This is a genomic window from Nocardioides flavescens (assembly GCF_009823805.1).
In the GTDB taxonomy this organism is placed as follows: Bacteria; Actinomycetota; Actinomycetes; order Propionibacteriales; family Nocardioidaceae; genus Nocardioides; species Nocardioides flavescens.
On the sequence record NZ_WUEK01000005.1, the window covers coordinates 94,074 to 119,487 of the forward strand.

Sequence of the window (25,414 nt, forward strand, 5' to 3'; positions counted from 1 at the left end):
CGGGGGAGCGACCGGATCGGTTGTCAGCCGAGCTCGGCCAGCAGCCGCCGGTGGATCAGCTCGATGACGGTCTCGCGGGCGGCGATGTCGGTGAGCATGTAGAGCTGGCCGACCAGCCCGTCGGGCTCGAAAGCGACGTCCTGGGTGACGCGGCAGCCGTCGTCGGTCGGCGTGACCGCGGTGGTCAGCACGACGCGGCCCGGCGAACGGACGTCGGCGACGAGCTCGAGGGTGTGCTTCTCGGCCTGGGTGACCCGCCAGAACCCGACCTGGTCGCCGGTCTCGAGCTGCTCGCGCTCCGGGACCGGCCAGCGGCGGCCCTCGCCTCCGACGGCGCGGTCGATCAACCCGCGGACGACGAGCGGCGCCGCGTCGACGTACCAGTGCGGGCCGAGGCCGGCAGCGGTCAGGCGCACCCAGACGTCGTCGGGCTCGCGCAGGAGGGTGCTGGCCCGCGTCGAGCGGTGGAGGCGCAGGCGTCGGTGCACGTCACCACAGTAGGAGGGTGGGCCCAGTCGGTGGGCCCCACTAGTGTCTGACCATGCCGATCGCCACTCACGAGCAGTACGCCGAGATGCTGGACTCCGCCCAGAAGGGCAACTACGCCTTCCCCGCGATCAACGTGTCGTCGTCACAGACGCTCAACGCCGCGCTGAAGGGCTTCGCCGACGCCGGGTCCGACGGCATCATCCAGGTCTCGACCGGGGGCGCGGAGTACCTCTCCGGCCAGGGCGTGAAGAGCATGGTGACCGGCTCGCTCGCCTTCGCGGCCTACGCCCACGAGGTGGCCAAGAGCTACGGCGTGCGCATCGCGCTGCACACCGACCACTGCCCCAAGGACAAGCTCGACGGGTTCGTCCGCCCGCTGCTCGACGTGTCGATCGACCGGGTCAAGCGCGGCGAGCAGCCGCTGTTCCAGTCGCACATGTGGGACGGCTCGGCCGTGCCGCTGGAGGAGAACCTCCAGATCGCCGAGGAGCTCCTCGAGAAGTGCAAGGCCGCCAACATCGTCCTCGAGATCGAGGTCGGCGTGGTCGGTGGCGAGGAGGACGGTGTCGAGGGCGCCATCGACGACAAGCTCTACTCCACCCCCGAGGACGCCATCGCGACCGTGCGTGCGCTCGGCACCGGCGAGAAGGGGCGCTACCTCACCGCGCTGACCTTCGGCAACGTCCACGGCGTCTACAAGCCCGGCAACGTCAAGCTCCGCCCCGAGATCCTGCAGAAGGCCCAGCAGGCCGTCATCGACGAGCTCGGCCTGGCCGCCGACGCCCGCCCGTTCGACCTGGTCTTCCACGGCGGCTCCGGCAGCACCGCCGAGGAGATCAGCGCCGCCGTCGACTTCGGCGTGGTGAAGATGAACGTCGACACCGACACGCAGTACGCCTTCACCCGCCCCATCGCCGGGCACATGTTCGGCAACTACGACGGCGTGCTCAAGGTGGACGGCGAGGTCGGCAACAAGAAGGCCTACGACCCCCGCGCCTGGGGCAAGGCCGGTGAGGCCGGCATGTCCGCCCGCGTCGTCGAGGCCTGCGAGCACCTCCGCTCCGCCGGCAAGTCGCTCGGCTGAGGTGTCGGAATCCCAGCATCTGCTGGGATCCCTGACGTTCTGGGGTGTTGCAACACCCCAGAACGTTGGCAGTACCAGCAGATGCTGGGATTCCGCCCTCCCCTCCGCAGCCGGGGCGGCGGGCGCGACAATGGCGGGGTGACCCACTCCCACCCTGACCTGATGGCCGGCCCGCCGGCGACGCACCTGCCCGCCGACCCCGCCGACGAGGAGCTGGCGTCGGGCGCGGACCCGATGGCCGTCGTACGCCGCCACCCGGCGTCGCCGACCGCGTGGGCCGAGCTGGCGACGCGTGCCTCGAGCGAGGGCCAGCCCGACGTGACGGTCTACGCCTACGCGCGCGTCGGCTACCACCGCAGCCTCGACCGGCTGCGCCGCAACGGGTGGAAGGGCCACGGCCCGGTGCCGTGGGAGCACGTGCCCAACCGCGGGTTCCTGGCCTGCCTGGCGATCCTCGCGCTGGCCGCGCAGTCGATCGGCGAGACCGAGGAGTGGGAGCGCTGCCGCGACTTCCTGCGCGACTCGAGCCAGACCGCGTACGACGTGCTGCTCGCCCCGGCCGAGCAGGATCAGTCGGGTACGACCGAGGCTTGAGGCAGGGTCAGCGTCACCGTCGTCCCGCGCGCGAGAACGCTCTCCGCGCGGGCCGACCCGCCGTGGGCCTCGGCGAGCTGGCGCACGATCGCCAGCCCGAGGCCGGTGCCACCGGTCGCGCGGGTGCGGGACGGGTCGACCCGGCGGAACCGGTCGAAGACGTGGGGCAGCTCGTCGGCCGGGATGCCCTCCCCGGTGTCCTCGACGGCCACCGAGCCCGGAGCCCCGCGCAGCGTCACGACCCCGCCGGGCGGGGTGTGGCGCAGCGCGTTGGCGACCAGGTTGGTGACGCCCTGGCGCAGCCGCACCGGGTCGGCGAGCACCTCGGCGCCCTCGGTGCACTCGACGTCGAGGCGCACCCCGCCCACCGCCGCGGCGACCTCGAACGACGTCGCGACCTGACCCAGGAACGCCGCCAGCGGGACCCGCTCGACGTGCAGCCGCAGCTCGCCGGCGTCGCCCTGGGCGAGGCCGGCGAGGTCCTCGACGAGGTGCTGCAGGTGCAGGCTCTCCTCGAGCAGGCTCGCCATGAGCTCCCGGTCGGGCTCGACGACCCCGTCGCGGGCCGCCTCGACCCACCCGCGCAGGTTGGCCAGCGGGGTGCGCAGCTCGTGGGACACGTCGGAGATGAGCCGGCGTCGCGAGTCCTCGAGCTGCTCGCGGCGCTCGGCCATCAGGTTGAAGGCCCGGGCCACCTCGCCGAGCTCGTCGCGCCGGCCCTCCGGCACCCGGGCGGAGAGGTCGCCGTCGGCGGCGCGGCGGGCGGCGGCCGCGGTGCGCCGCAGCGGCCCGGCGATGCTCGCGGCGAGCAGCGCGCACAGCCCGAGCACGACCAGCAGCACCGCCCCGGCCAGCAGCGCGATCCGCCCCTGGCTGCGCGGCGACAGGTCCCAGAACACCTCGGCGCGCGAGCCCTCGCCACCGACGTGGAGCAGCGCCGGCGGGGCGACGTACGGCGAGAGGGCGGCGCGCAGCGCGTCGTCGAGGCAGGACGTGGCGACCCGTCGGTGGTCGCGGAACGGCACCTGGACGGCCGGCCCCGGCAGCACCTGGGTGGCCCCCGGCAGTCCGGCGTCGGCGAGGCAGTCGGTGACCTGGAGCGCGAGGAGCCGCCACGCGGGGTCGGCGTCGACCTCGTCGGACGTCAGCGGCGTCTCGAGACGAGGGTCGAGACGCAGCGACGAGTCGACGACGGCCGTGCGGCACTCGCTCGGCTCCGTGCCGCGACCGCTCGAGGCGCCGCAGCCGTCCTCGGTGGGTGCGGGGACGGGTGAGGGCTCGACCGGGTCGGCCGGGTCGAAGAGCGCCGCGTCGACGTCGAGCGGGTCGATGCGCGCCCGGGCGTCGTCGGGGGAGAGGGTGTCGCCCGTCGTCGACCCGGTCGAGGCGGTCGAGGACACGAGGACCCGACCGCTCGGGTCCGTCACGACGACCGCGCCCTCGTGCTCACGCGCCAGCCGCTCGACGAGCCCGGTCGCGCTCGACCAGGAGCGGTGGGTGGCGGCGTAGCCGAGCAGGGCGTCGTAGGTCTGGGCGTCGGCGTGCAGCGACTCGCGCTGCTCCTCCTGCACCGCGACGGTGGTCGCGCGCACCGTCGCCCAGGTGGCCGCGACGACCGCGACCAGGGCGATGAGGGCGCCGAGCGCGAAGAGCCGCAGCCGCAGCCCGCGCAGCCAGGTCGTGCCGGAGATCGTGCGGGGTCTCATGCGGGCACGGCCCAGGCGTAGCCGACCCCGTGCACCGTGCGGACGAGGGCGGGGTCGAGCTTCTTGCGCAGGTTGGCGACGTGCACGTCGACGGTGCGCGGCGAGACGTACCCCTCCGCGCCGTGCAGCCGCCGCAGCAGCTGGTCGCGGGTGAAGACCCGGCCCGGTTCGGAGACCAGCAGCTCCAGCAGCGTGAACTCCCCGGGCGTGCACTCGACGCGCTCGCCCCGGTGGAGCACCTCGTGCCGCGCCGGCACGACCTCGACGTCGCCGACGCGCAGCGGCGGCCGCACGGGCTCGACCTCGCCCACGGCGTGCCGGCGCAGCAGCGCCCGGCCCCGCGCCATCAGCTCGCGCGGGCTGTAGGGCTTGGTGACGTAGTCGTCGGCGCCCACGTCGAGGCCGAGGAGGAGGTCGTCCTCCCCGGCCCGCGCCGTGAGCATCAGGATCGGCAGCGCCGCCGTCCCGGGATCGGCCCGCAGCAGCCGGGTGACGTCGTGGCCGTCGACGCCGGGCAGCATCACGTCGAGGACGAGCAGGTCAGGCCGGTCGCGGCGTACGGCGTCCAGGGCGGCCCCGCCGTCACCGACCACGGCGACGGTGTGGCCCTCCGCGACGGCGTAGCGCCGGATCAGCTCGGCCTGCTTGGGGTCGTCCTCGGCGACCAGGATGCGTGCCACGACCGGCGAGTCTGTCAGGCCGCCCGTCAGTCCCGCCCGAACGTGCCGAGCAGGCAGGAGTCCTCGGTGGCGACGCTGTCGGTCGGCACGTCGTACGCCGCGCGGTAGGTCCAGTCGAGGTTCTCGTCGTTGAGCAGCCGCACGTGCAGGTCACCGGCCTCGAGGCACGCGACGTAGGTCTGCGCCATCGCCGCGAAGTCGGGGTTGGTGGCGGCCTCGAGGACGGGCGGGTACTCCGGCTCGACCGAGGCGCACGCCTCGCGAGCGGCCGCCGGCGCAGGCCAGTCGAGGACGGGCCCGGTGTCCTGCGAGAACGCCGAGTTCGGCACGGCGCGCGGCTCGGAGTCGGCAGGGACCGTCGGCGCGCCGGCCTCGATGAGGCAGTCGGTCCACGCCTGGTCGAGCCGGTCGTGGCGGGCGCTGCCCTGGCTGGTCACGTCGACGACACGGAGCACGGGCGGGCCGGCGTCGGCGGGCGAGTCGGCCGGGGCCGGGCTCGGCAGGGAGAGGGCGCCCGCGGCGAGCGGGGCGGCGAGGACGGTGGTCAGGAGGTCGATGAGGTTCATGTCCCCGACTCTGGCGAGCAGATGTCAGGGAACTGTCAGGACGACGTCGGCCTCCCGTCAGAGGCGCGCACCGCGGCCGGGGAGGGACTCGACGGTGGTTGAGGAAGGACGAAGTCCTGTCTCGAAACCACTCGAGTGGTTTCGAGACGGTCGCTGGCGCGACCTCCTCAACCAGCGGTCGGAGGGGGCGTGAGCAGCGTCCGCACCCGCTCGGAGCCGAGCGCGAGGAACAGCGTGGGCAGGCGCGGACCGCGCTCGGCGTCGACGAGCAGCTCGTAGAGCAGCCCGAAGAACGCCTTCTGGTCGGCCTTGACCTCGTCGGTCGGGGCGTCGTCGACGCCGAGGCCGCGGGCGAGCTTGGGGACGCCGTAGATCAGCGCGGTGGTCTCGTCGAGCTCGAGCCGGTCGGGGAGCCGGTCGAGCAGCTGGGCGAGCCAGCGCTGCTCGTCCTCGGTGAGCGAGCCCAGACGCGGGGACGGCTCGTCGCGCACGGTGGTGCGCTCCGACTCCGGCACGAAGTCGCGCATCCAGGTGACGGCCTTCGACAGGCGCGGCTCGAGGTCGGCGACCTCGTCGTGCGGGTGCCCGGCGCTGGCGACGATGCGGCTGATCTGCTCGTCGCTGCCCTGGGTGACGTCGGCGACCGAGCTGAGCAGCCGGAACGGCACGACGACGCGCGGGGCGGGCAGGGTGCCGGCCGAGGCGGTGGCGATGGAGCGCTCGTAGGCGAGCACCTGCGCGTCACGCTTGGCCGGGTCGGCGGCCTTGCGACCGAGCGAGTCCCACTCGTCGTACAGGCGCACGACCTCGGGGCCGAAGTCGACGTTGAACGCCTGCTTGGGCGCACGGCGGACGTAGAGCCAGCGCAGCACCGGCGCCTCGAGGATCTGCAGCGCGTCGGCCGCGGTGGGCACGCCGCCGCGCGAGGACGACATCTTGACCTGACCGCCGGCGCCCACGAAGGAGTAGCCGACGAACGTCGGCGCGCGGCCGCCGTAGATCTCCGAGACGAGCTCCTTGCCGACGGTGTACGACGAGCCGGGGCTGGCGTGGTCGACCCCGCCGGGCTCGAAGTCGACGCCCTCGTAGGCCCAGCGCATCGGCCAGTCGACCTTCCACACGAGCTTGCCGTCGGTGTGGGTGCGCAGGGTGGCGACGCCCTCGTAGCCGTCGCTGGTGCAGCGGTAGGCGAGGTCGGTGCTCGCGTCGTCGTAGGACAGCATCTCGACGGTGTCGCGACCGCACTCGGCGCAGAACGGCTTGTAGGGGAACCGCGCGAGTGCGCCGGTGCCGTCGGCGTCCTGCTCGGCGGTGCTCTCAGCGGCCTCCTCCTGGCCCTCCGGCGGCGCCTCGGTGGGGGCGGCGGCCTTGGTGCGGTAGCGCGCCAGCACCCGCTCGATGTCGTCGCGGCGCTCGACCGCGGTCAGGACCTGGTCGCGGTAGGTGCCGGCGCGGTACTTCTCGGTCTGCGAGACCTCCTCCATCTCGACGCCGAGCTCGCGCAGCGAGGCCTGGAGCGGCTCCTTGAAGTGCTCGGCCCACGAGGGGTGGCACTCCCACGGGTCGGGCACGCCCGACAGCGGCCGCCCGATGTGGTCGGCCCACGACGGGTCGACGCCCGCAGGCACCTTGCGGAAGCGGTCGAAGTCGTCCCAGCTGTGCAGGTGGCGCACCGGCACACCGCGGCGGCGCAGCTCGTCGGCGACGAAGTGCACGGTGAGGAACTCGCGCAGGTTGCCCAGGTGCACCGGGCCCGAGGGGCTCGCACCCGACGCGCAGGTGATGAGCCGGCCCGGCTCGCCGCTCTGCTCGGCGTGGCGCAGGGTGTCGTCGGCGGCCCGCGTCACCCAGTCGAAGGGGTCGCCCTGCTGTCCTCCACGCTGCCTCGCCACGAGGGGTCAGGCTACCGGGCCGGAGGGGAGCGGACCCAGGTCAGGGCTGTGTCAGGGGGAGGGTCAGGGGCCGGGGACGACGAGCTTGTACGCCGCGGGCTGGACGCGCCAGCTCCGGTGCCGCTCGGGGCCGTAGATCTCGCCGTCGGCGCTGCACCAGAACTCCTCGCCGGAGACCGTGACGGTCGTGGCGCGCTGGTAGATCACGTCGTCGCGCTTGGTGTGGCGCCCCGCGACCAGCGCGGCGGCGTACGCCACCCGCGCCAGCGGGCCGACCGAGCGCGAGACCATGACGTCGACCCTGCCGTCGCCGGGATCGGCGCCGGGGGTCAGCGCGGTGCCGCCGCCGACGTCGGCGCCGTTGCCGACCGCGACCATGAGGATCGGCTCGTCGAGGTCGACCAGCACCTCGCCGTCGGCCTCCACGCGCACCCGGATGAACGGCGGCTGCACGGCCGCCTGCAAGGCGCCGATGGGGTAGCCGAGCTTGCCGAGGTTGACCTTGCCGACGCCGATCTCGTGCAGCCGCTTCTTCCAGCGCGCCCCACGGCGGCTGGCCTGCGCGCCGGCGCCGGCGTGGACGTTGTTGACCACGATCTCGCCGACCTCGTCGACGATGAGGTCCATCGGCCGCGGGGTGCCCTCGAGGATGACCCGGGCGGCCTCCTCGACGTCGAGGGGGATGTGGTTGGTGCGGGCGAAGTCGTTGCCGGTGCCCAGCGGCAGCAGGCCGAGGACCGCGTCCTCGAGGTCGTTGCGGCGGTAGAGCGCAGCGACCACCGCGTGCATCGAGCCGTCGCCGCCGGCGACGACGATGCGCCGCCCGCCGGCGCGGTGCAGGGCCGAGTCGAGCTCGCCGGGGTCGGAGGTGGCGGTCACCTCGACCGAGCACCTCTCCCGCAGCACCGCGAGGGCCGCCGCCAGCGTCTCGTCGTCGGCGGTGCCGGCGTCGCTGTTGGTGATCACGAGGAGGGGGTCCATCGCTGTTGACCCTATCCTCATGACCGTCACCCCGGGCCGGGACGACGGACCCTCCCCCAGCAGCCCCTCAGCAAGGAGCGACCCCCGCATGCCAGCGATCGCCATCATCGGCGCCCAGTGGGGCGACGAAGGCAAGGGCAAGGCGACCGACGTGCTCGGCAGCCGCGTCGACTACGTCGTGAAGTTCAACGGCGGCAACAACGCCGGCCACACGGTCGTCATCGGGCAGGGCGAGTCTCAGCAGAAGTACGCGCTGCACCTGCTGCCGAGCGGCATCCTCACCCCCGGCGTCACCCCGGTCATCGGCAACGGCGTGGTCATCGACCTCGGCGTGCTGTTCGAGGAGATCGACGGCCTCGAGGCCCGCGGTGTCGACACCTCGCTGCTCAAGATCTCGGCCAGCGCGCACGTCATCGCCTCCTACAACCGCACCCTCGACAAGGTGACCGAGCGGTTCCTCGGCTCGCGACGCCTCGGCACCACCGGCCGCGGCATCGGTCCGACGTACGCCGACAAGATGAACCGCATCGGCATCCGCGTGCAGGACCTCTTCGACGACGGCATCCTGCGCCAGAAGGTCGAGGGCGTCCTCGAGCTCAAGGGCCAGATCCTCACCAAGGTCTACAACCGCCGCGCCCCCGAGGTCGACGAGATCGTCGAGGAGCTGTCGTCGTACGCCGAGCGCCTCGCGCCGTACGTCGTCGACTCGGGGCTGCTGCTCAACCAGGCCCTCGACCGTGGCGAGACCGTGCTGCTCGAGGCCGGCCAGGCCACGCTGCTCGACGTCGACCACGGCACCTACCCGTTCGTGACGTCGTCGTCGGCCACCGCCGGCGGCGCCTGCACCGGCTCCGGCATCCCGCCGACCCGCCTCGACCGCGTCATCGGCATCGTGAAGGCCTACACGACGCGCGTGGGGGAGGGGCCGTTCCCGACCGAGCTGCACGACGAGTTCGGCGAGCACCTGCGCACCACCGGCGCCGAGTTCGGCACGACGACCGGCCGCCCGCGCCGCTGCGGGTGGTACGACACCGTCATTGCGCGCTACGCCTCCCGCGTCAACGGCGTCACCGACTTCACCCTGACCAAGCTCGACGTGCTCACCGGCCTCGAGAAGGTCCCCGTCTGCGTCGCCTACGACGTCGACGGCGTCCGCCACGACGAGATGCCGGTCAACCAGTCCGACTTCCACCACGCGAAGCCGATCTACGAGGAGCTCGACGGCTGGACCGAGGACATCTCGGGCTGCCGCACCGTCGAGGAGCTCCCCGCCGCCGCCCGGGCCTACGTCGCCCGCGTCGAGGAGCTCTCCGGCGCTCGCATCTCCGCCATCGGCGTCGGCCCCGCCCGCGACGCCACGATCGTCGTGCACGACCTGGCCTGAGCTGGCGCCGGTGGTTGAGGAGGTCCGCCAGGACCGTCTCGAAACCACCTGTACCGGGAAGTGGTTTCGAGACAGGACTTCGTCCTTCCTCGACCACCGAGGCGGACCGTCTCGAAACCACTGTCCGCGCGACAGGCCCTGCGCCCGCCTTCCGTAGGCTGACGGCCCGTGAAGACCCTCGTCATCGGCAACGGCGGCCGCGAGCACGCGCTGGCCCGGGCGCTCTCGCTCGACCCGGCGGTCACCGAGGTGCACGTCGCGCCGGGCAACCCGGGGGCGGCTGCCGTCGCGACGCTCCACGACGTCGACGCGCTCTCGGGTGAGGCCGTCGCCGACCTCGCCGAGCGGCTCGGGGTCGACCTGGTCGTCGTCGGCCCCGAGGCGCCGCTGGTCGCCGGGGTGGCCGACGTGGTGCGGGCGCGCGGCATCGCGGTGTTCGGGCCGTCGGGCGAGGCCGCGCAGCTCGAGGGGTCCAAGGCGTTCGCCAAGGACGTGATGGCCGCGGCCGGCGTGCCGACCGCCCGCGCCCACGTCTGCACCACGCCCGAGCAGGTCGAGGCGGCTCTCGACGACCTCGGCTCGCCGTACGTCGTCAAGGACGACGGGCTCGCCGCCGGCAAGGGCGTCGTCGTGACGACCGACCGCGACGAGGCCGTCGCGCACGCCGCCGGCTGCGAGCGGGTCGTGATCGAGGAGTACCTCGACGGCCCAGAGGTCTCCCTCTTCGCGCTGTGCGGGTGGGACGGCCAGACGGCGACGGTCTACCCCCTCCAGCCCGCCCAGGACTTCAAGCGCATCGGCGACGGCGACGAGGGCCCCAACACCGGCGGCATGGGCGCCTACACACCGCTGCCGTGGGCGCCCGAGGGTCTCGTCGACGAGGTGCTCGCCGACGTCCTGCAGCCGACCGTCGACGAGCTGGCGCGCCGCGGCACGCCGTTCTCCGGCCTGCTGTACGCCGGCCTCGCGCTGACCTCGCGCGGTGTGCGCGTGGTCGAGTTCAACGCCCGCTTCGGCGACCCCGAGACGCAGCCGCTGCTCGCGCTGCTCGACTCGCCCCTCGGCGCGCTGCTGATGGGCGCCGCCACGGGCACCCTCGCCGACGTGGAGCCGCCGCGGTGGAAGCCCGGCGCCGCCGTCGGCGTCGTGCTGGCCAGCCGGGGCTACCCGGCGTCGTCGTCGAGCGGCGACGTCATCACCGGGGTCGACGCCGCCGAGGCGCTCGACGACGTGCACGTGATCCAGGCCGGCACCGCGCGTGACGGCGACGACCTCGTCACCGCCGGCGGCCGCGTGCTCGCCGTCGTCGCGACCGGGGCCGACGTGGCCGCCGCCCGCGCGTCGGCGTACGCCGGGGTCGAGCGGGTCACCTTCGACGGCGCCCAGCACCGCAGCGACATCGCCGCCGGCGTCTGACGCCCTCGGTGCCTGGGAGCCCCGACAAGGCGTAGCCCTGCGGAGAGCCGTTCGCGCCGGCAGCCCTCGGGCGACGGGCTGGTCCGGTCCGCGCCGCGGGTCCACACTGGGAGGGGACGTGACGTGTCGTCGTTCGCCGGGGGTGTCATGGTCGTCGCCGAGAAGGGGCTGCTGCGGCTGCGCATGTCGTGGGAGGAGTTCCTCGCCTACCCGAGCGAGCGCGCCGAGTGGGTCGACGGCGAGGTCGTCGTGAGCCCGCCGGTCGGCCCGGGTCACGCTCTGGCAGCCACGGGGCTGATCGTCGCCCTCAAATCGGCCCTGCCCGACCTGTTCGTGATGAGCGAGGTCGGGGTCCGCCTGCCTCACAACCGGATGCGCGGACCCGACATCACCGTGACGGACACCCGGCCGGAGGCGACCTGGGTGGAGACCGCACCGGTCCTCGTCGTCGAGATCCTCTCGCCGAGCACCCGCACCGAGGACACGGTCCGCAAGGGGCCGGAGTACGCCGAGGCCGGCGCCGGGCAGTTCTGGGTCGTCGACCCCGACCACCGCAGCATCGACGTCTTCACCAACGTGGAGGGCCGCTGGGAGCCGCTTCTCCACCTCGACAGGCAGCACCCGACCGGCAGCGTGCAGGTGGGCGAGCACGGGGTCGTCTCGATCGACCTCGCGGCGGTCGTCCCCGCCTGAGACCCGTGGGAGGATGGACGCCCGTGAGCGTCCCCAACGTCCTGGCCACCCGGTACGCCGGAGCCGACCTCGCCGAGATCTGGTCGCCCGAGCACAAGATCCGCCTCGAGCGGCAGCTGTGGATCGCCGTACTGCGCGCCCAGCGCGACCTCGGGGTCGAGGTGCCGGACGGCGCGGTCGAGGCCTACGAGGCCGTCGTCGACCGGGTCGACCTCGCCTCGATCGCCGCGCGCGAGCGGGTCACCCGCCACGACGTGAAGGCGCGCATCGAGGAGTTCAGCGCGCTCGCCGGTCACGAGCAGATCCACAAGGGCATGACCAGCCGCGACCTGACGGAGAACGTCGAGCAGCTGCAGGTGCGCCAGTCGCTCGAGCTGCTGCGCGACCGCACCGTCGCCGCGCTCGCCCGCCTCGGCCGGCTCGCCGCCGAGCACGAGTCGCTCGTGATGGCCGGGCGCTCCCACAACGTCGCCGCGCAGGCGACGACGCTCGGCAAGCGGTTCGCCACCGTCGCCGACGAGCTGCTCGTGGGGCTGCAGCGCGTCGAGGAGCTGCTGGCGCGCTACCCGCTGCGCGGGGTCAAGGGCCCGATGGGCACCAGCCAGGACATGCTCGACCTGCTCGACGGCGACGCCGACAAGCTCGCCGAGCTCGAGCGCCGGGTCGCGGCCCACCTCGGCTTCGAGGACGTGCTGACCAGCGTCGGCCAGGTCTACCCCCGCTCGCTCGACTTCGACGTCGTCTCCGCGCTCGTCCAGCTCGTCTCCGCGCCGTCCAACCTCGCCACCACGATCCGGCTGATGGCCGGCCACGAGCTCGTCACCGAGGGCTTCGCCGAGGGCCAGGTCGGCTCGTCGGCCATGCCGCACAAGATGAACACCCGCTCGTGCGAGCGCGTCAACGGTCTCGCCGTCGTGCTCCGCGGCCACCTGTCGATGGTCAGCGAGCTCGCGGGCGACCAGTGGAACGAGGGCGACGTCTCCTGCTCCGTCGTGCGCCGCGTCGCCCTGCCCGACGCGTTCTTCGCGGCCGACGGGCTCTTCCAGACCTTCCTGACGGTGCTCGACGAGTTCGGGGCCTTCCCTGCGGTCATCCAGCGCGAGCTCGACCGGTACCTGCCGTTCCTGGCCACGACCAAGGTGCTGATGGCGGCGGTGCGCAACGGCGTCGGGCGCGAGACCGCCCACGAGGCGATCAAGGAGGCCGCGGTCGGGGTCGCGCTCGACATGCGCCAGGGGGCGGCCCGCAACGACGTCTTCGAGCGGCTCGCCGCCGACGAGCGCCTCGGCCTCACCGCCGACCAGCTCGGCACCCTCGTGGCCGACCCGATCACCTTCACCGGTGCGGCCGTCTCCCAGGTGCAGGAGGTCGTGCGCCGCGTCGAGGCCGTGACCGCGCGCTTCCCTGACGCGGCGGCGTACACGCCGGGCGCGATCTTGTAGGTCGGCTGCAACGATGCCGCCGGTGCCGGACAGAGACCTCGTGTGAGCAGCTTCGCCGAGGACCGGGAGGCGTCGTTCCGGCGTCTCTACGCCGCGCACTTCGACGCGGTGCTCGGCTTCGCGCTGCGCCGCGTCGACCGTCCCGAGGACGCCGGTGACGTCACGGCCGAGACCTTCCTCGTCGCCTGGCGCCGGCTCGCCCACGCACCGGCCGAGCCCGACCTGCGGCCGTGGTTGTACGGCGTGGCGCGGCGCGTGCTCGCCAACCAGCGCCGCGGTGAGCGGCGTCGCACCTCGCTGGGCGAGCGGCTGCGCCGCGAGCTGCGCTCGCACGTGCCCGACGCGAGCGACGACGTGGTGCAGCGCGCCGACGTGACCGCAGCGATGCGGCGCCTGAGCGGTCGCGACCAGGAGGTGCTCGAGCTGCACCTGTGGGAGGGGCTCGAGCCCCGCGAGATCGCCGAGGTGCTCGGGCTCACCACGACCGTCGTACGCCCCCGGCTCTCGCGGGCCCGGGCCCGGCTGCGCGACCTCCTCGGCAACGATCCACCACCGGCCGGACATCACCTCCACGACCGACCCGAACCCGCCACGCCCGGGAGGAGCGCCCGATGGACCCGCTGAACGACCGCCTCGACCAGTCCCCCAAGCTGACCGACCACGCGGTGTCGCGCCTGCCGCTCCACGCCGCGCGGGCCGAGCTCCTGGAGGAGATCGTGAGCACCGACGTCACCGAACGCCCCGCCGACCTGCCCGCCACCGCCCCCCGCCACCGTCGCTGGCTGATCCCCCTCGCCGCCGCCGCGGTCGTCGCCGGCGTCGTCGGCGCCACCTCGCTCTGGGCGGGCGGCAGCGGCCAGCAGACGCCTGCGCCCGCCTCGTCCACGGCGCCGACCGTCGCGGCGAGCCCCAGCGACGACGCCGCCGTCGAGACGACGGCCCCCGCTCCCGAGGCGACGGGCACCTACGCCGTCCTGGACGCGCCCGGCTGGGTGGCGACGTACGCCGAGTCCGAGGGCGACTACGCCAGCGTGACCTACGAGAAGGGCGACGCCCGCTTCGAGATCACGCGCTACCCGGCCTCGAGCTACGACATGTACGTCGACGACCGCGAGCACATCGTGGAGCCGCCCGCGCCGGGCGAGCCCGTCGAGGTCGCCGGCCTGGCCGGTCAGATGTGGGCCTACTCCGCCGACGACCACACGGTCATCCGCGAGGTGCAGGACGGCTCGTGGCTCGAGCTGCGCGGCGGCGAGATGACGCTCCAGGCCCTCCTCGAGGCGCTGAGCAACGTCCGCATCGTCGACCGGGGGGCGTTCGAGGCGAGCCTGCCCGACCGCTTCGTCACCGACGACGAGCGGCCGGCGGCGGGCGTCTCCCTCATCGACGGCATCGTCGGCGTCACTGGCGCCGGCTGGCCCGACGGCGCCGAGCGCACGGTCGACTCCGAGGAGCAGGACCCCTACCAGCTCGGCGCCGACGTCGCGGGCGCCTATGCCTGCGCGTGGATCGAGGAGTTCGCGGCGGCGACCCGTGACGGCGACGACTCCCGGGCCGCCGCGGCCGCGCGGCTCCTCGGCACCTCGCGCGACTGGCCCGTCCTGCAGGAGATGGACGCCGAGGGCGACTACCCCGAGATGGTCTGGGAGCTCGCCGACCAGGTCGCCGCGGGCCAGGTCCCGCAGGGCTTCCGCGGCAGTCTCGGCTGCCACTGATCGGTCACCCGCCGAACGCATGGATGAAGGCCCGTCCGCCCCACCTCGTCAGGCGGCGGACGGGCCTCGCGGCGCGAACGGCTGTTGCAGTGACGCCGACCCGGCGCGAAGTGCTGCTCGCTGTACGCCGACCCGGCGCGAATGGTTGCTGGACGTACGCCGACCCGGCGCGAATGGTTGCTGGACGTACGCCGACCCGGCGCGAATGGTTGCTGGACGTACGCCGACCCGGCGCGAATGGTTGCTGGACGTACGCCGACCCGGCGCGAAGTGAACTCGGCTGACTGCACTTCACGCCGGGTCGACGTACATCTGACTGCACTTCACGCCGGGTCGGCGCTCTTCCGGCGGCACTTCACGCCGGGTCGACGTACATCTGACTGCACTTCACGCCGGGTCGACGTACATCTGACAGCACTTCACGCCGGGTCGGCGTACGGCGGGGCTCAGCCCTGCTGGCGCACCGCCCGGACCGCCATGACGAGCGCGAGGGAGAGCAGCACGACGCCGGTCGCCAGGGACAGGCGCAGGGCGGTGTCGGCGCCGGAGGGGGCGGCGACCTGGTAGACGGTCATGAGCACGGCAGCGCCGATGGAGGCGCCGATGCGCTGGCCCGTCTGCAGGGCGCCGCCGGCGGCGCCGCCCATCCGGGGCGGGACCTCGGCGAGCGTGAGGGTGATGTTGGGGGAGACGACGGCGCCGGCGCCGAGGCCGGCGATCAGCAGGGTCGGGGCGGCCCACACCCACAGCGGGTCGCGACCAGGTGCGAGCAGCAGGAAGAGCAGCGTGCCGGTCATCATCACCACGAGCGCGCCGACGGTGAGCGCGCGGCCGACCGACGTGACGAACCGGCCGGCGACCGGCGCGGCCACAGCGGAGCCGACGGCGAACGGCATGATCAGCAGCCCGGCGTGCAGCGGGGTGAAGCCGAGCCCCTCCTGCAGCCACACCGAGATGACGAGCACGAGGCCCGTGAAGCCGGTGAAGTAGAGCGTGCCGACGGTGAGGCCGTTGACGTAGCCCGGCAGCGTCCGCAGCAGCCCGACGTCGAGCAGCGGCTGGTGGCCCAGCCGGGTCAGCCGGTGCTCCCAGCGCACGAAGGCGACCGCGAAGACCGGCACGAGCACCAGCAGCACGAGCGGCAGCCGGGCACCCCGCTCGATCGAGACGATGGGGTAGAGCAGGGCCAGGACGGTGAGGCCGAGCAGCACCGCGCCGGCGACGTCGATGCGGGCGTGGTCGATCGTCGCGGGGTCGCGCCTGGGCACCATTCGGGCGACCGCGAGCATCGCGACGACGCCGATCGGCAGGTTGACGAGGAAGAGCCAGCGCCAGCCGTTCTCCTCCCCGGCCGCCGCGATGATCAGCCCGCCGAGCACCGGCCCGAGGGCGGACGCCGACGAGACGGTGAACCCGAACAGCCCGAACGCCCGGCCGCGCTCGGCGCCGCGGAACAGCTGCTGGATGAGCCCGGAGTTCTGCGGGGTGAGCAGCCCGGCCGACGCGCCCTGCGCGAGTCGCGCGGCGACGACCAGCTCGGCGTTGGGGGCGAACCCCACCGCGGCCGACGACACCACGAACGCCGCCAGCCCGATCAGCATCATCCGGCGCCGCCCGTACGCGTCGCCGAGACGCCCCCCGGCGACCAGCGTCAGGCCGAAGGTCAGGGCGTAGCCCGAGACGACCCACTGGATCGTGCCCGACGAGGTGTCGAGCCCCTCGCGCATCGAGGGGATCGCGACGTTGACGATCGAGACGTCGAGCAGCGACATGAACCCGACGGCCAGCGAGACGCCCAGGATGCGCCAGCGCCGCGGGTCGGGCTCGTAGTCCTCGACGTCGCGCCGCTCGTCCGGTGCGTCGACGACGTCCTCGCTCATGCCCCCACCCGGCCCGCCGGGACGACCGGGACGGCTCGCGAGCCACGGATCGGCCGACCACGGCCCGGATAGGTTGAGGACATGACCCAGTCGTACCCCGGCGACGGTGCCGACAACGCGCGGCGCCAGATGGTCGACTGGGACCTCGCCGTCTCGATCGGCTCCAAGCTGGCCGGCGAGGGCCCGACCGTACGCCTCGACGAGGCCGCCAAGGCCGTCGCCGAGCTGAGGGCCGGCGCCGAGCGCTCGACCGGTCTGGTCCGCGACTTCACCGGTCTGGTCGCTCGCGACCACTCCGCACCGGTGCTCGTCGTCGACCGCCCCGGGTGGGTGCAGGCCAACGCCGACGCGTTCGCGATCCTGCTCGACCCGATCGTCGCGAAGCTGACCGAGAAGAAGCCGCCGAGCGGCATCACCGCCGCGGTCGGCTCCAAGATCACCGGCGCCGAGGTCGGCGGCGTTCTCGGCTTCCTCGCCTCGAAGGTGCTCGGACAGTTCGACCCGTTCCACGCCCCCGACGGCCGGCTGCTGCTGGTCGCCCCCAACGTCGTCCACGTCGAGCGCGAGATCGGCGCCGACCCCACCGACTTCCGGCTCTGGGTCTGCCTGCACGAGGAGACCCACCGGGTGCAGTTCACGGCGGTCCCGTGGATGCGCGAGCACCTGTTCAGCCAGATCGGCAAGCTCGCCGAGACCATGGAGCCGAGCAACGCGCTCGAGGACGGCATCGAGCGGGTGATGCGCGCGCTGCGCGGTCGCGGCGAGGGCGGCACCGGCAGCGGCAGCCTCATCGACCTCGTGGGCAGCCCTGAGCAGAAGGCGCTGCTCGACGGACTCACCGGAGTCATGTCGCTGCTCGAGGGCCACGCCGACGTCGTCATGGACGGCGTCGGGCCCCAGGTCATCCCGTCGGTCGCCAAGATCCGCTCGTCGTTCAACGAGCGCCGCAAGGGCGTCGGCGTGCTCGACCGGCTGCTGCGGCGCCTGCTCGGCCTCGACGCCAAGATGGCGCAGTACCGCGACGGCGCGAAGTTCGTGCGCCACGTCGTCGACAAGGCCGGGATGAACGGCTTCAACGTCGTCTGGGAGACCCCCGACCACCTGCCGTCCAAGGCCGAGATCGCCGACCCCGACGCCTGGATGACGCGCGTCCTCGCCACCTGATGCCCCGCTGGGTCGTGGACCGGTGAGCCTGCACCCCTCGGTCGCCGCCGTCCGTCTCGGCGTACGCCGCACGCTGGCCGAGCTCGTGGTGGAGGGCGCGCCCGCGCCGGGGGCGGCCGTCCTCGTCGCCTGCTCCGGCGGCGCCGACTCGCTCGCGCTGCTCGCGGCGACCGTCTTCGAGGCCCGCAAGCAGGGCCTGCGGGTCGTCGGCGCCACCGTCGACCACGGGCTGCAGGAGGGCTCGGCCGCGCACGCCGCCCACGTCGTCGAGCAGATGGCCGCACTGGGCGCCGACGAGACGGCCTCGGCCCGGGTGCAGGTCTCCAGCGAGGGCGGCCGCGGTCCGGAGGCGGCGGCGCGGGAGGCGCGCTACGCCGTGCTCGAGCAGATGGCGCAGCACTTCGGAGCCGTCGCGGTGCTGCTCGGGCACACCCTCGACGACCAGGCCGAGACCGTGCTGCTCGGGCTCGCCCGCGGCTCCGGCGGCCGCTCGCTCGCCGGGATGCGCCGCTCCTTCGACCGCGTGCGCCGCCCGCTGCTCGACGTCACCCGCACCGACACCGTCACGGCCTGCCAGGTCGAGGGCATCGCCTACTGGGACGACCCGCACAACGACGACCCCGGCTTCGCCCGGGTGCGGGTGCGCCGCAGCGTGCTCCCGGTGCTCGAGGAGCAGCTCGGCCCCGGTGTCACGGCCGCGCTCGCCCGCACCGCCGACCAGCTGCGCGCCGACAGCGACCTGCTCGACGACCTCGCGGACGCGGCGTACGACGGGCTGCGGGGCTCGGGCGCCGGCGGATCCGACGACGGGTTCGAGGTGGCCGCGCTGGTCGCGCTGCCCACCGCGACCCGCACCCGGGTGCTGCGCCGGGCCGCGCTCGAGGCCGGCGCGCCGGCCGCCGAGCTGTTCCACGTGCACGTGACCGCGCTCGACCGGCTGGTGCTCGGCAGCAGCGGCCGCGGGGAGGTGCAGCTGCCCGGCCACGTCTCCGCGCTGCGGGCCGACGGGCGTTTGCGGCTGCGCCGCGGTGCTGTGTCAGGCTGACGGCATGGACGCCTCCCACGTGGAATCCGACCTGGTCGACGTGCTCTTCACCGAGGAGCAGATCCAGGCCCGGATCGCCGAGCTGGCCGCCCAGATCGAGGCGGACCACCCGGTCGTCGAGGGCCAGCCCGACCTGCTCATCGTCGGCATCCTGCGCGGCGCGGCGATGGTCATGGCCGACATGGCCCGGGCGTTCAGCCGACACATCGAGATGGACTGGATGGCGGTCTCGTCGTACGGCTCGGGCACCCAGTCGAGCGGCGTCGTACGCATCCTGAAGGACCTCGACACCGACATCTCCGGGCGCCACGTCGTCATCGTCGACGAGATCATCGACACCGGCCTCACGCTGTCGTGGCTGACCTCCAACCTCTCCTCGCGCAACCCCGCCTCCGTCGAGATCGCGACCCTGCTGCGCAAGCCCGAGGCGCTCACCATGCCCGTCGACGTGAAGTACGTCGGCTGGGACATCCCCAACGAGTTCGTCGTCGGCTACGGCCTCGACTACCGCGAGCGCTACCGCAACATGCGGGCCATCGGCACCCTCGCGCCCCACGTCTACGGGGGATAGGTACGACAAGTGGTTTCGAGACAGGACTTCGTCCTTCCTCAACCACCGGACTCGCAGGACTTCGTCCTTCCTCGACCACTGGACCGGAGCACCGCTGGTTGAGGAGGCGCGCCAGCGCCGTCTCGAAACCCCTCGACCTGCGCCCTGGTCTCGAGACAGGACTTCGTCCTTCCTCGACCACCGAGCCGGCGCCGGCGCGGGCTGAGCGGAGGCTGAGGATCCGTCCTCTGAGAGCGAACACGGGCCGGACGGCTCGCGGGACCACCAGTCACCTGAGACACTGGAGATTGGCGACTCAGAGGTACCGTCGTCACCCCATCTGACCCCGCATTCGAGAGAACTCTGTGAAGCGCATCTTCAAGGGCCCGCTGGTCTGGATCGTCATCGCCGTCATCGGCGTGCTCGTCGCCATGCAGTTCGTGGTGAGCTCCGGAGGCGGGGACGAGATCAGCTCGTCGCAGATGAGCAAGTACATCGCCGACGGTGAGGTCAAGGACATCACCTTCGTCGACGGTGACCAGGTCATCAAGGCGACGCTCGACGACAGTGTCGACCGCGACGGTGGACGCGAGGTGACCACGAAGTACCTCATGGGCACCCAGGGCGAGATCTTCCGCTCCGCGCAGCGCCAGTTCCGCGACGGCACCATCGACTCCGTCGAGGTCGAGGTCTCCCGCCCCGGTCTCCTGAGCTCGTTCCTGATCAGCCTGCTCCCGATCCTGCTGCTGGTCGGCCTGTTCTTCTGGCTGATGAACTCCATGCAGGGCGGCGGCGGTCGCGGCGTCATGCAGTTCGCCAAGTCCAAGGCCAAGCTGATCTCCAAGGACATGCCCAAGACCACGTTCGCCGACGTCGCCGGGTGCGACGAGGCGATCGAGGAGCTCGGCGAGATCAAGGAGTTCCTGCAGGAGCCCGCGAAGTTCCAGGCCGTGGGCGCCAAGATCCCCAAGGGCGTGCTGCTCTACGGCCAGCCCGGCACCGGCAAGACGCTGCTCGCCCGCGCGGTCGCGGGTGAGGCGGGCGTGCCGTTCTACTCGATCTCCGGCTCCGACTTCGTCGAGATGTTCGTGGGTGTCGGCGCGAGCCGCGTGCGCGACCTGTTCGAGCAGGCCAAGGAGAACGCCCCGGCCATCGTCTTCATCGACGAGATCGACGCGGTCGGTCGTCACCGCGGCACCGGCATGGGCGGCGGCCACGACGAGCGCGAGCAGACCCTCAACCAGCTGCTGGTCGAGATGGACGGCTTCGACGTGCGCGGCGGGGTCATCCTCATCGCGGCGACCAACCGTCCCGACGTGCTCGACCCCGCGCTGCTGCGCCCGGGTCGCTTCGACCGCCAGATCCAGGTCGACGCCCCCGACCTGTCGGGCCGCGAGCAGATCCTCAAGGTCCACTCGCGTGGCAAGCCGCTGGCCGACGACGTCAACCTGATCTCGGTCGCCCGTCGTACGCCCGGCTTCAGCGGTGCCGACCTGGCCAACGTGCTCAACGAGGCCGCGCTGCTCACGGCCCGCGCCAACGAGAAGCTCATCACCAACGAGTCGCTCGACGAGGCCATCGACCGCGTCATCGCCGGCCCGCAGCGCCGCACGCGCCTGATGAGCGAGAAGGAGAAGCTCATCACCGCCTACCACGAGGGCGGCCACGCCCTCGTCGCGGCGGCGCTCCCGGGCAACGACCCGGTGCACAAGGTGACGATCCTGCCGCGCGGTCGCGCGCTGGGCTACACGATGGTGCTGCCCGACAGCGACAAGTACTCCCAGCCGCGCAGCCAGATGCTCGACCAGCTCGCCTACATGCTCGGCGGCCGCGCCGCCGAGGAGCTGATCTTCCACGACCCGACCACGGGCGCCGGCAATGACATCGAGAAGGCGACCTCGGTCGCCCGCGCGATGGTCACGCAGTACGGCATGACCGAGCGGCTCGGCGCGATCAAGCTGGGCGACTCGGGCTCCGAGCCGTTCCTGGGCCGCGACCTCGGCCACTCGCGCAACTACTCCGAGGAGGTCGCCGGGGTGGTCGACGAGGAGACCAAGAAGCTCCTCGCCACCGCGCACCAGGAGGCCTTCGACATCCTCGAGGAGAACCGCGACGTCCTCGACGCCCTGGTCCTCGAGCTGCTCGACAAGGAGACCCTCGATAAGGAGCAGATCGCGCGGGTCTTCGAGCCGCTGCGCCGCCGCCCCGAGCGCCCGGCCTGGACGGGCTCGCCCACGCGTCGCCCCTCCGACATCCCCGCCGTCGAGATCCCCGCCGAGGTGCGGGCCCGCGCCGCCGCGATGAACGGTCACGGCGTCAACGGCCGCGCGCCCGAGGAGGGCCCCGGCGCCGTCGTCACCCCGCCCGGCCCGGGCGGCGACGTCCACGGCGACCCCGGCATCGACCAGCCCGGCGGGGGCAGCGCCCCGCAGCCGCCCTACCCAGGAGCCTGAGCTTGACCGACGCCGTACGGCGGCCCGAGGACGTGCCGCCCTTCGACCACGCGCGCGCCGAAGCGGCCGTCCGCGAGCTGCTCATCGCGATCGGTGAGGACCCCGACCGCGAAGGGCTCAAGGAGACCCCGGGCCGCGTGGCCCGGGCCTACGCCGAGCTCACCCAGGGGCTGCGCCAGTCGCCCGAGGACGTCCTGACCAAGACGTTCGACATCGGTCACGACGAGATCATCCTGGTGCGCGACATCGAGCTCTGGTCGATGTGCGAGCACCACCTGGTGCCGTTCACCGGCGTCGCGCACGTCGGCTACCTGCCGGGTCGCAGCGGGCTCATCACCGGCCTGTCCAAGCTCGCCCGCCTGGTCGACCTCTACTCCAAGCGCCCTCAGGTGCAGGAGCGGCTGACCACGCAGGTGGCCGACGCGCTGATGACCCACCTCGAGGCGCGCGGCGTCATCGTCGTCATCGAGGCCGAGCACCTGTGCATGACGATGCGCGGGGTCAAGAAGGCCGGCGCCCGCACGATCACGTCCGCCGTGCGCGGCACCTTCCGCTCCAACGCCTCGACCCGTGCCGAGGCGATGGCGCTGATCAACCGCACCTGCTGACCGCACACACGCGAGCCCGCACCGCGCGCGCCAGCGTGGCCGGGTCGGTGTCGAGCGCCCTCGCCAGGCTCTGCAGCACCTCCGCCGTGCCGCGGGCGTCGAGGCGTCGCCCGACGGCCGAGCCGAGGTAGGTCGCGACCACGAGGTCCGGGTCGCCGTCGTCGATCCCGAGCAGGACCAAGAGCCGGGCCCACCCGGCACCGGACGCCTGGCCCGGCGCGCCGTGCCAGACCTGGGCCAGACGTGCCCGGTTGAGCTCGTGGGCGTGACGCAGGTGCTCCGCGGTCAGCACGCCGGTCGCCGCGAGCCGGGCGGCGACCTCGCCGACCTGCGCCCGGGCCGGTGTGTCGGGCAGCTGCGGCAGGGTCGCGCGCAGCTCTTCGAGCCCGTCGGTGGCGGGGTCCGTGCCGGTCGCTCGCCGCGCCTCGACGTACGCCGACAGCAGCGCGGCGCGCTCGGACGGGGGCAATGCCGCGTCGATGACCGCCAGGGCGAGCGAGTCGGGCCAGGCGGGCTCGACGTCCCAGGCGGCACAGGGACCGAGGTCGGCGAGCACTCGGCGCGCGACGGCGTCGAGCGGCGCCCGGGCGTGCGTCGTCACTGTCCCCCCACAGGTCGGCCCGAGTCGTTGTGACGGGGTTCTGCCCCGCGAGGGGGCGGTGTACGCACAGCGAACGGCGATCGGTGCGCTCTCGCTAGACCAGTCGGTGCGGCGAGAGTGGTTTCGAGACGGCCCTAGCGGGCCTCCTCAACCACCGGCCGGGCCACCGGTGGTTGAGGAAGGACGAAGTCCTGTCTCGAAACCACCCACCTCGACCGCTCAGAACTCGTAGCCCAGCTCCGCGATCGGGGCGGCGAAGAGCGCGGCGACGCGCTGGCGCGAGGCGTCGTCGTACAGCTCGCGGTAGGAGCCGGCCGGGCGCACGCCGGCCTTGGCGTGCGGCAGGTCGGGGGAGCCGGGCAGGCCCAGCTCGGTCCACAGGGCGCCGAGCTCGTCGGCGAGCGACTCGTAGCGCAGCACCCGGTCGACGGCGACCCGACCCTGGAGCCGGTAGATGCGCTGGTTCTTCTCGGCGAACTCCGCGACCGCGGGGCTCGCGACGTACGCCGCGAAGGCGCCCGGCCCGGCGGGCGCGCCGCCCTCGCGGTGGGCCCAGTGGAAGAGCGAGACGACGGCGTCCCAGGGGTTCCGCTCGATGGCGAAGGACAGGTAGGACTCGAAGCGGGCGCGGCCGACCATCCGGCGCACCATCGAGACCGGCATGTGGTTGAACGCCTTGCGCTCCAGCGGCGGGGCGGTGTGGTTCTGCGGGCCGCGGCCGCCGAGCTCGGCGCGCAGCGACTCCTCGAGCACCGGGGTGATCACGTCGTCGGGGCCGCAGACCCGCGAGAGCGCGATCTCGACCGAGGTGCCGGCCGTCTTGCGCGTCTTCATGAACACGAAGCCGTGCTCGTGGGAGAGGATCACGCGTCCGACCGTAGGCTGCCGTGCTGATGAGTGAACACACCGTGGTGCTGGTGACCGGCTCGATGCGCAGCGGCACCAGCTCGCTGGCCGGCAGCCTCAAGCAGCTCGGCTGGCACGTGCCGCAGCCGGAGGTCCCGGCGTCCGAGCGCAACGCCAAGGGCCACTTCGAGCCGCGGTGGGTCATCGAGTTCCACAAGCGGATCATGCGCGGTGCGCTCGTGCGCCCCAGCGACGGCAGCCCCAAGGCGCTCGGCCGGGTCGCGGGGTACGCCGACCGCGAGGGGCTCGAGGCCGAGCTGCGCACCTGGCTGGGCGAGCAGCCGCAGCCGCGGGTGGTGGTCAAGGACCCGCACGCCGCCTGGGTGCTGCCGACCTGGCGCGCGGCCGCCGCGGGCGCCGACCGCGATCTGCACACGCTGACCGCGCTGCGCCACCCCGCCGAGGTGGTCGGCTCGCAGGACCGCACCTGGGGCGCGGGCCGGCGCACCGACGAGGAGCGCCGGGTCAAGGAGACCGCCAACACGGCGGCCTGGCTCAACGTCGCGCTCGTCACCGAGGCGACCTCGCGCGGCTCGGCGCGGTCCTTCATCGGCTACCACGACCTGCTCGGCGACTGGCGCGCCTCACTCGGCCTGGTCTCGACGCAGCTCGACCTGGACCTGCCGGTCGACGACCCGCAGCGCGCCGCCGCGCTCGACGACTTCCTCGACCCGGGCATGCGGCGCTCGCAGCTGACCTGGGACGACATCGTGCTGCCGACGTGGCTGCGCGACCTCGCCGAGGACGCCTGGACGCAGCTCGGGGCGCTCGTCGTCGACCCCCACGACGCGGCCGCCTCCGCGCGTCTGGACGAGCTGCGCGTGGCGTACGACGGCCGGTACGCCGAGGCCGTGGCCCTCACCCTCGACGAGGCCCGCCACCGCGAGCGGCGCGGCTCGGCCGCGGGCGCGGCCAAGATCCGCGGGCGGCTGCGCGAGGAGCGCGCCCGCCGCCGCGAGCTCGAGGCGGCGCAGCCGGCCGGAGGGGTCGAGGCCCTGGCTCAGAGGACGAAGCGCGCGCTCGGCCAGATCCGGGCCAGGTCGCGGTCGGGGAACCGCTCGGCGTAGCGCTGGGCGACGAGCTGCGCGACGAGCTGCTCGGCCGAGCCGGGGTTGCTGCCGGGGCGGCGCCGCCTCTGCATCCGCACCTGCGACCAGATCCGCTCGACCGCCCGCACCCCGCGCCGCTCGAACTCCCCGCGGATCGAGGCGAACCGCTCGGTGCTCAGCCGCGCGTAGTCCGGCGTCACGTCGAGGGTCAGCCGGGTCTGCGGGTCGCGCGAGAACAGGCCGGTGAAGTAGTCGAAGCAGAGCTGCTCGTCAGCGATCATCGCCGCCTGCTGCAGGAACGTCGGGCCGGTCGAGCGTCCCTGCGCGACCTCCTCGAGCGACCCGTGGGCGCGCTCGACCACGTGACCGAGGAGGTACGGCGCCTCGCCGAGGTCGAGGCTGTCGAAGACGTGGTCCTCCTTGCGCAGCCCGGCTCGCACTGCGGCGAGGCCGCCCGGTGGTTGTGCAGCCGGGTCGTGCCTTCATCGCGCCCACTCCGAGCAGGAAGGTCCGGTC

24 protein-coding genes are annotated in these 25,414 nt (G+C 73.3%); 14 read left to right on the plus strand and 10 right to left on the minus strand.

The genetic code is table 11. The annotated features are described in order from the left end of the window. Positions 1–23 precede the first annotated feature (23 nt). Positions 24–488 carry a DUF2867 domain-containing protein gene (locus GRQ65_RS09310; protein WP_160877527.1) on the minus strand — a complete coding sequence of 155 codons (465 nt, stop codon included), beginning with the start codon at positions 486–488 and terminating at the stop codon, positions 24–26. Positions 489–541: 53 nt separating this feature from the next. On the opposite strand from GRQ65_RS09310, the gene fbaA reads away from it, so the two are divergent. Both fbaA and GRQ65_RS09320 read left to right on the plus strand, forming a co-directional pair. Then, entirely contained in the window at positions 542–1,573 is a 1,032-nt protein-coding gene (gene fbaA / locus GRQ65_RS09315; protein ID WP_160877529.1) for a class II fructose-bisphosphate aldolase, read from the plus strand. A 162-nt stretch (positions 1,574–1,735) separates the two neighbouring features. Further along, positions 1,736–2,167 (plus strand): DUF3151 domain-containing protein, encoded by a 432-nt coding sequence (locus GRQ65_RS09320; RefSeq protein ID WP_202387900.1) that lies wholly within the window; start codon positions 1,736–1,738, stop codon positions 2,165–2,167. Here GRQ65_RS09320 and GRQ65_RS09325 read toward each other — a convergent pair. The 5 genes from GRQ65_RS09325 to GRQ65_RS09345 all read right to left on the minus strand — a co-directional run bounded on the left by GRQ65_RS09325 (position 2,143) and on the right by GRQ65_RS09345 (position 7,992). Further along, a complete protein-coding gene (locus GRQ65_RS09325) occupies positions 2,143–3,873 on the minus strand; it encodes a sensor histidine kinase (RefSeq protein ID WP_160877533.1) in 1,731 nt (576 codons plus the stop codon). The genes GRQ65_RS09320 and GRQ65_RS09325 overlap by 25 nt on opposite strands. Then, positions 3,870–4,553 carry a response regulator transcription factor gene (locus GRQ65_RS09330; RefSeq protein ID WP_337191599.1) on the minus strand — a complete coding sequence of 228 codons (684 nt, stop codon included), beginning with the start codon at positions 4,551–4,553 and terminating at the stop codon, positions 3,870–3,872. Before GRQ65_RS09330 ends, GRQ65_RS09325 begins: the two co-directional genes overlap by 4 nt. A 26-nt stretch (positions 4,554–4,579) precedes the next feature. Beyond that, positions 4,580–5,119 (minus strand): hypothetical protein, encoded by a 540-nt coding sequence (locus GRQ65_RS09335; RefSeq protein WP_160877535.1) that lies wholly within the window; start codon positions 5,117–5,119, stop codon positions 4,580–4,582. A gap of 167 nt (positions 5,120–5,286) precedes the next feature. Then, positions 5,287–7,011 (minus strand): lysine--tRNA ligase, encoded by a 1,725-nt coding sequence (gene lysS, locus GRQ65_RS09340; protein WP_160877537.1) that lies wholly within the window; start codon positions 7,009–7,011, stop codon positions 5,287–5,289. A gap of 63 nt (positions 7,012–7,074) precedes the next feature. After that, positions 7,075–7,992, minus strand: coding sequence for a diacylglycerol/lipid kinase family protein (locus tag GRQ65_RS09345; RefSeq protein ID WP_202387864.1), 918 nt, complete (start codon positions 7,990–7,992; stop codon positions 7,075–7,077). 88 nt (positions 7,993–8,080) lie between these two features. Between GRQ65_RS09345 and GRQ65_RS09350 the strand changes: the two genes are divergently transcribed. The 6 genes from GRQ65_RS09350 to GRQ65_RS09375 all read left to right on the plus strand — a co-directional run bounded on the left by GRQ65_RS09350 (position 8,081) and on the right by GRQ65_RS09375 (position 14,642). Then, positions 8,081–9,376 (plus strand): adenylosuccinate synthase, encoded by a 1,296-nt coding sequence (locus tag GRQ65_RS09350; protein ID WP_160877539.1) that lies wholly within the window; start codon positions 8,081–8,083, stop codon positions 9,374–9,376. Positions 9,377–9,544: 168 nt separating this feature from the next. Next, positions 9,545–10,792 (plus strand): phosphoribosylamine--glycine ligase, encoded by a 1,248-nt coding sequence (purD, locus tag GRQ65_RS09355; protein WP_160877541.1) that lies wholly within the window; start codon positions 9,545–9,547, stop codon positions 10,790–10,792. Between the two features lie 123 nt (positions 10,793–10,915). Then, positions 10,916–11,485 carry a Uma2 family endonuclease gene (locus tag GRQ65_RS09360; RefSeq protein WP_160877543.1) on the plus strand — a complete coding sequence of 190 codons (570 nt, stop codon included), beginning with the start codon at positions 10,916–10,918 and terminating at the stop codon, positions 11,483–11,485. Positions 11,486–11,508: 23 nt separating this feature from the next. Continuing rightward, positions 11,509–12,927, plus strand: coding sequence for an adenylosuccinate lyase (purB, locus tag GRQ65_RS09365; protein ID WP_160877545.1), 1,419 nt, complete (start codon positions 11,509–11,511; stop codon positions 12,925–12,927). Between the two features lie 42 nt (positions 12,928–12,969). Continuing rightward, positions 12,970–13,551, plus strand: coding sequence for a sigma-70 family RNA polymerase sigma factor (locus GRQ65_RS09370; RefSeq protein ID WP_160877547.1), 582 nt, complete (start codon positions 12,970–12,972; stop codon positions 13,549–13,551). Then, positions 13,539–14,642, plus strand: coding sequence for a hypothetical protein (locus tag GRQ65_RS09375; protein WP_160877549.1), 1,104 nt, complete (start codon positions 13,539–13,541; stop codon positions 14,640–14,642). The genes GRQ65_RS09370 and GRQ65_RS09375 overlap by 13 nt, the downstream gene beginning before the upstream one ends. 446 nt (positions 14,643–15,088) lie before the next feature. Here GRQ65_RS09375 and GRQ65_RS09380 read toward each other — a convergent pair whose 3' ends face one another. Next, entirely contained in the window at positions 15,089–16,522 is a 1,434-nt protein-coding gene (locus GRQ65_RS09380; RefSeq protein WP_160877551.1) for an MFS transporter, read from the minus strand. A gap of 81 nt (positions 16,523–16,603) precedes the next feature. On the opposite strand from GRQ65_RS09380, the gene GRQ65_RS09385 reads away from it, so the two are divergent. The 5 genes from GRQ65_RS09385 to folE all read left to right on the plus strand — a co-directional run bounded on the left by GRQ65_RS09385 (position 16,604) and on the right by folE (position 22,342). Next, complete coding sequence (locus tag GRQ65_RS09385) at positions 16,604–17,686, plus strand: zinc-dependent metalloprotease (protein ID WP_237448025.1); 1,083 nt, start codon at positions 16,604–16,606, stop codon at positions 17,684–17,686. Positions 17,687–17,708: 22 nt separating this feature from the next. After that, positions 17,709–18,731 (plus strand): tRNA lysidine(34) synthetase TilS, encoded by a 1,023-nt coding sequence (gene tilS / locus GRQ65_RS09390; RefSeq protein ID WP_160877553.1) that lies wholly within the window; start codon positions 17,709–17,711, stop codon positions 18,729–18,731. 4 nt (positions 18,732–18,735) lie between these two features. Beyond that, complete coding sequence (hpt, locus tag GRQ65_RS09395) at positions 18,736–19,302, plus strand: hypoxanthine phosphoribosyltransferase (RefSeq protein WP_160877555.1); 567 nt, start codon at positions 18,736–18,738, stop codon at positions 19,300–19,302. Between the two features lie 344 nt (positions 19,303–19,646). Further along, positions 19,647–21,734, plus strand: a complete 2,088-nt coding sequence (ftsH, locus tag GRQ65_RS09400) for an ATP-dependent zinc metalloprotease FtsH (protein WP_160877557.1) — start codon at positions 19,647–19,649, stop codon at positions 21,732–21,734. Positions 21,735–21,736: 2 nt separating this feature from the next. Beyond that, complete coding sequence (gene folE / locus GRQ65_RS09405; RefSeq protein WP_272917631.1) at positions 21,737–22,342, plus strand: GTP cyclohydrolase I FolE; 606 nt, start codon at positions 21,737–21,739, stop codon at positions 22,340–22,342. On the opposite strand, the gene GRQ65_RS09410 is transcribed toward folE, so the two are convergent. Both GRQ65_RS09410 and GRQ65_RS09415 read right to left on the minus strand, forming a co-directional pair. Next, entirely contained in the window at positions 22,326–22,943 is a 618-nt protein-coding gene (locus tag GRQ65_RS09410) for a DUF8548 family protein (protein ID WP_160877559.1), read from the minus strand. The genes folE and GRQ65_RS09410 overlap by 17 nt on opposite strands. A 219-nt stretch (positions 22,944–23,162) precedes the next feature. Then, on the minus strand, positions 23,163–23,810 hold the full coding sequence (locus GRQ65_RS09415) for a hypothetical protein (protein ID WP_160877561.1): 648 nt from the start codon (positions 23,808–23,810) through the stop codon (positions 23,163–23,165). Positions 23,811–23,836: 26 nt separating this feature from the next. Between GRQ65_RS09415 and GRQ65_RS09420 the strand changes: the two genes are divergently transcribed. Beyond that, on the plus strand, positions 23,837–24,916 hold the full coding sequence (locus GRQ65_RS09420; RefSeq protein WP_160877563.1) for a sulfotransferase family protein: 1,080 nt from the start codon (positions 23,837–23,839) through the stop codon (positions 24,914–24,916). Here the strand turns inward: GRQ65_RS09420 and GRQ65_RS09425 are convergent. After that, the gene (locus GRQ65_RS09425) at positions 24,850–25,338 is read right to left on the minus strand and encodes a hypothetical protein (RefSeq protein ID WP_160877565.1); all 489 of its coding nucleotides are present in this window, start codon (positions 25,336–25,338) and stop codon (positions 24,850–24,852) included. The genes GRQ65_RS09420 and GRQ65_RS09425 overlap by 67 nt on opposite strands. Positions 25,339–25,414 lie beyond the last annotated feature (76 nt).

Coding starts and splice junctions, on each gene's coding strand:
- fbaA (WP_160877529.1), top strand. CDS start 542: ATGCCGATCGCCACTCACGAGCAGTACGCCGAGATGCTGGACTCCGCC.
- GRQ65_RS09320 (WP_202387900.1), top strand. CDS start 1,736: ATGGCCGGCCCGCCGGCGACGCACCTGCCCGCCGACCCCGCCGACGAG.
- GRQ65_RS09325 (WP_160877533.1), bottom strand. CDS start 3,873: ATGAGACCCCGCACGATCTCCGGCACGACCTGGCTGCGCGGGCTGCGG.
- GRQ65_RS09335 (WP_160877535.1), bottom strand. CDS start 5,119: ATGAACCTCATCGACCTCCTGACCACCGTCCTCGCCGCCCCGCTCGCC.
- GRQ65_RS09345 (WP_202387864.1), bottom strand. CDS start 7,992: ATGGACCCCCTCCTCGTGATCACCAACAGCGACGCCGGCACCGCCGAC.
- GRQ65_RS09350 (WP_160877539.1), top strand. CDS start 8,081: ATGCCAGCGATCGCCATCATCGGCGCCCAGTGGGGCGACGAAGGCAAG.
- GRQ65_RS09375 (WP_160877549.1), top strand. CDS start 13,539: ATGGACCCGCTGAACGACCGCCTCGACCAGTCCCCCAAGCTGACCGAC.
- GRQ65_RS09380 (WP_160877551.1), bottom strand. CDS start 16,522: ATGAGCGAGGACGTCGTCGACGCACCGGACGAGCGGCGCGACGTCGAG.
- GRQ65_RS09385 (WP_237448025.1), top strand. CDS start 16,604: ATGACCCAGTCGTACCCCGGCGACGGTGCCGACAACGCGCGGCGCCAG.
- hpt (WP_160877555.1), top strand. CDS start 18,736: ATGGACGCCTCCCACGTGGAATCCGACCTGGTCGACGTGCTCTTCACC.
- GRQ65_RS09420 (WP_160877563.1), top strand. CDS start 23,837: ATGAGTGAACACACCGTGGTGCTGGTGACCGGCTCGATGCGCAGCGGC.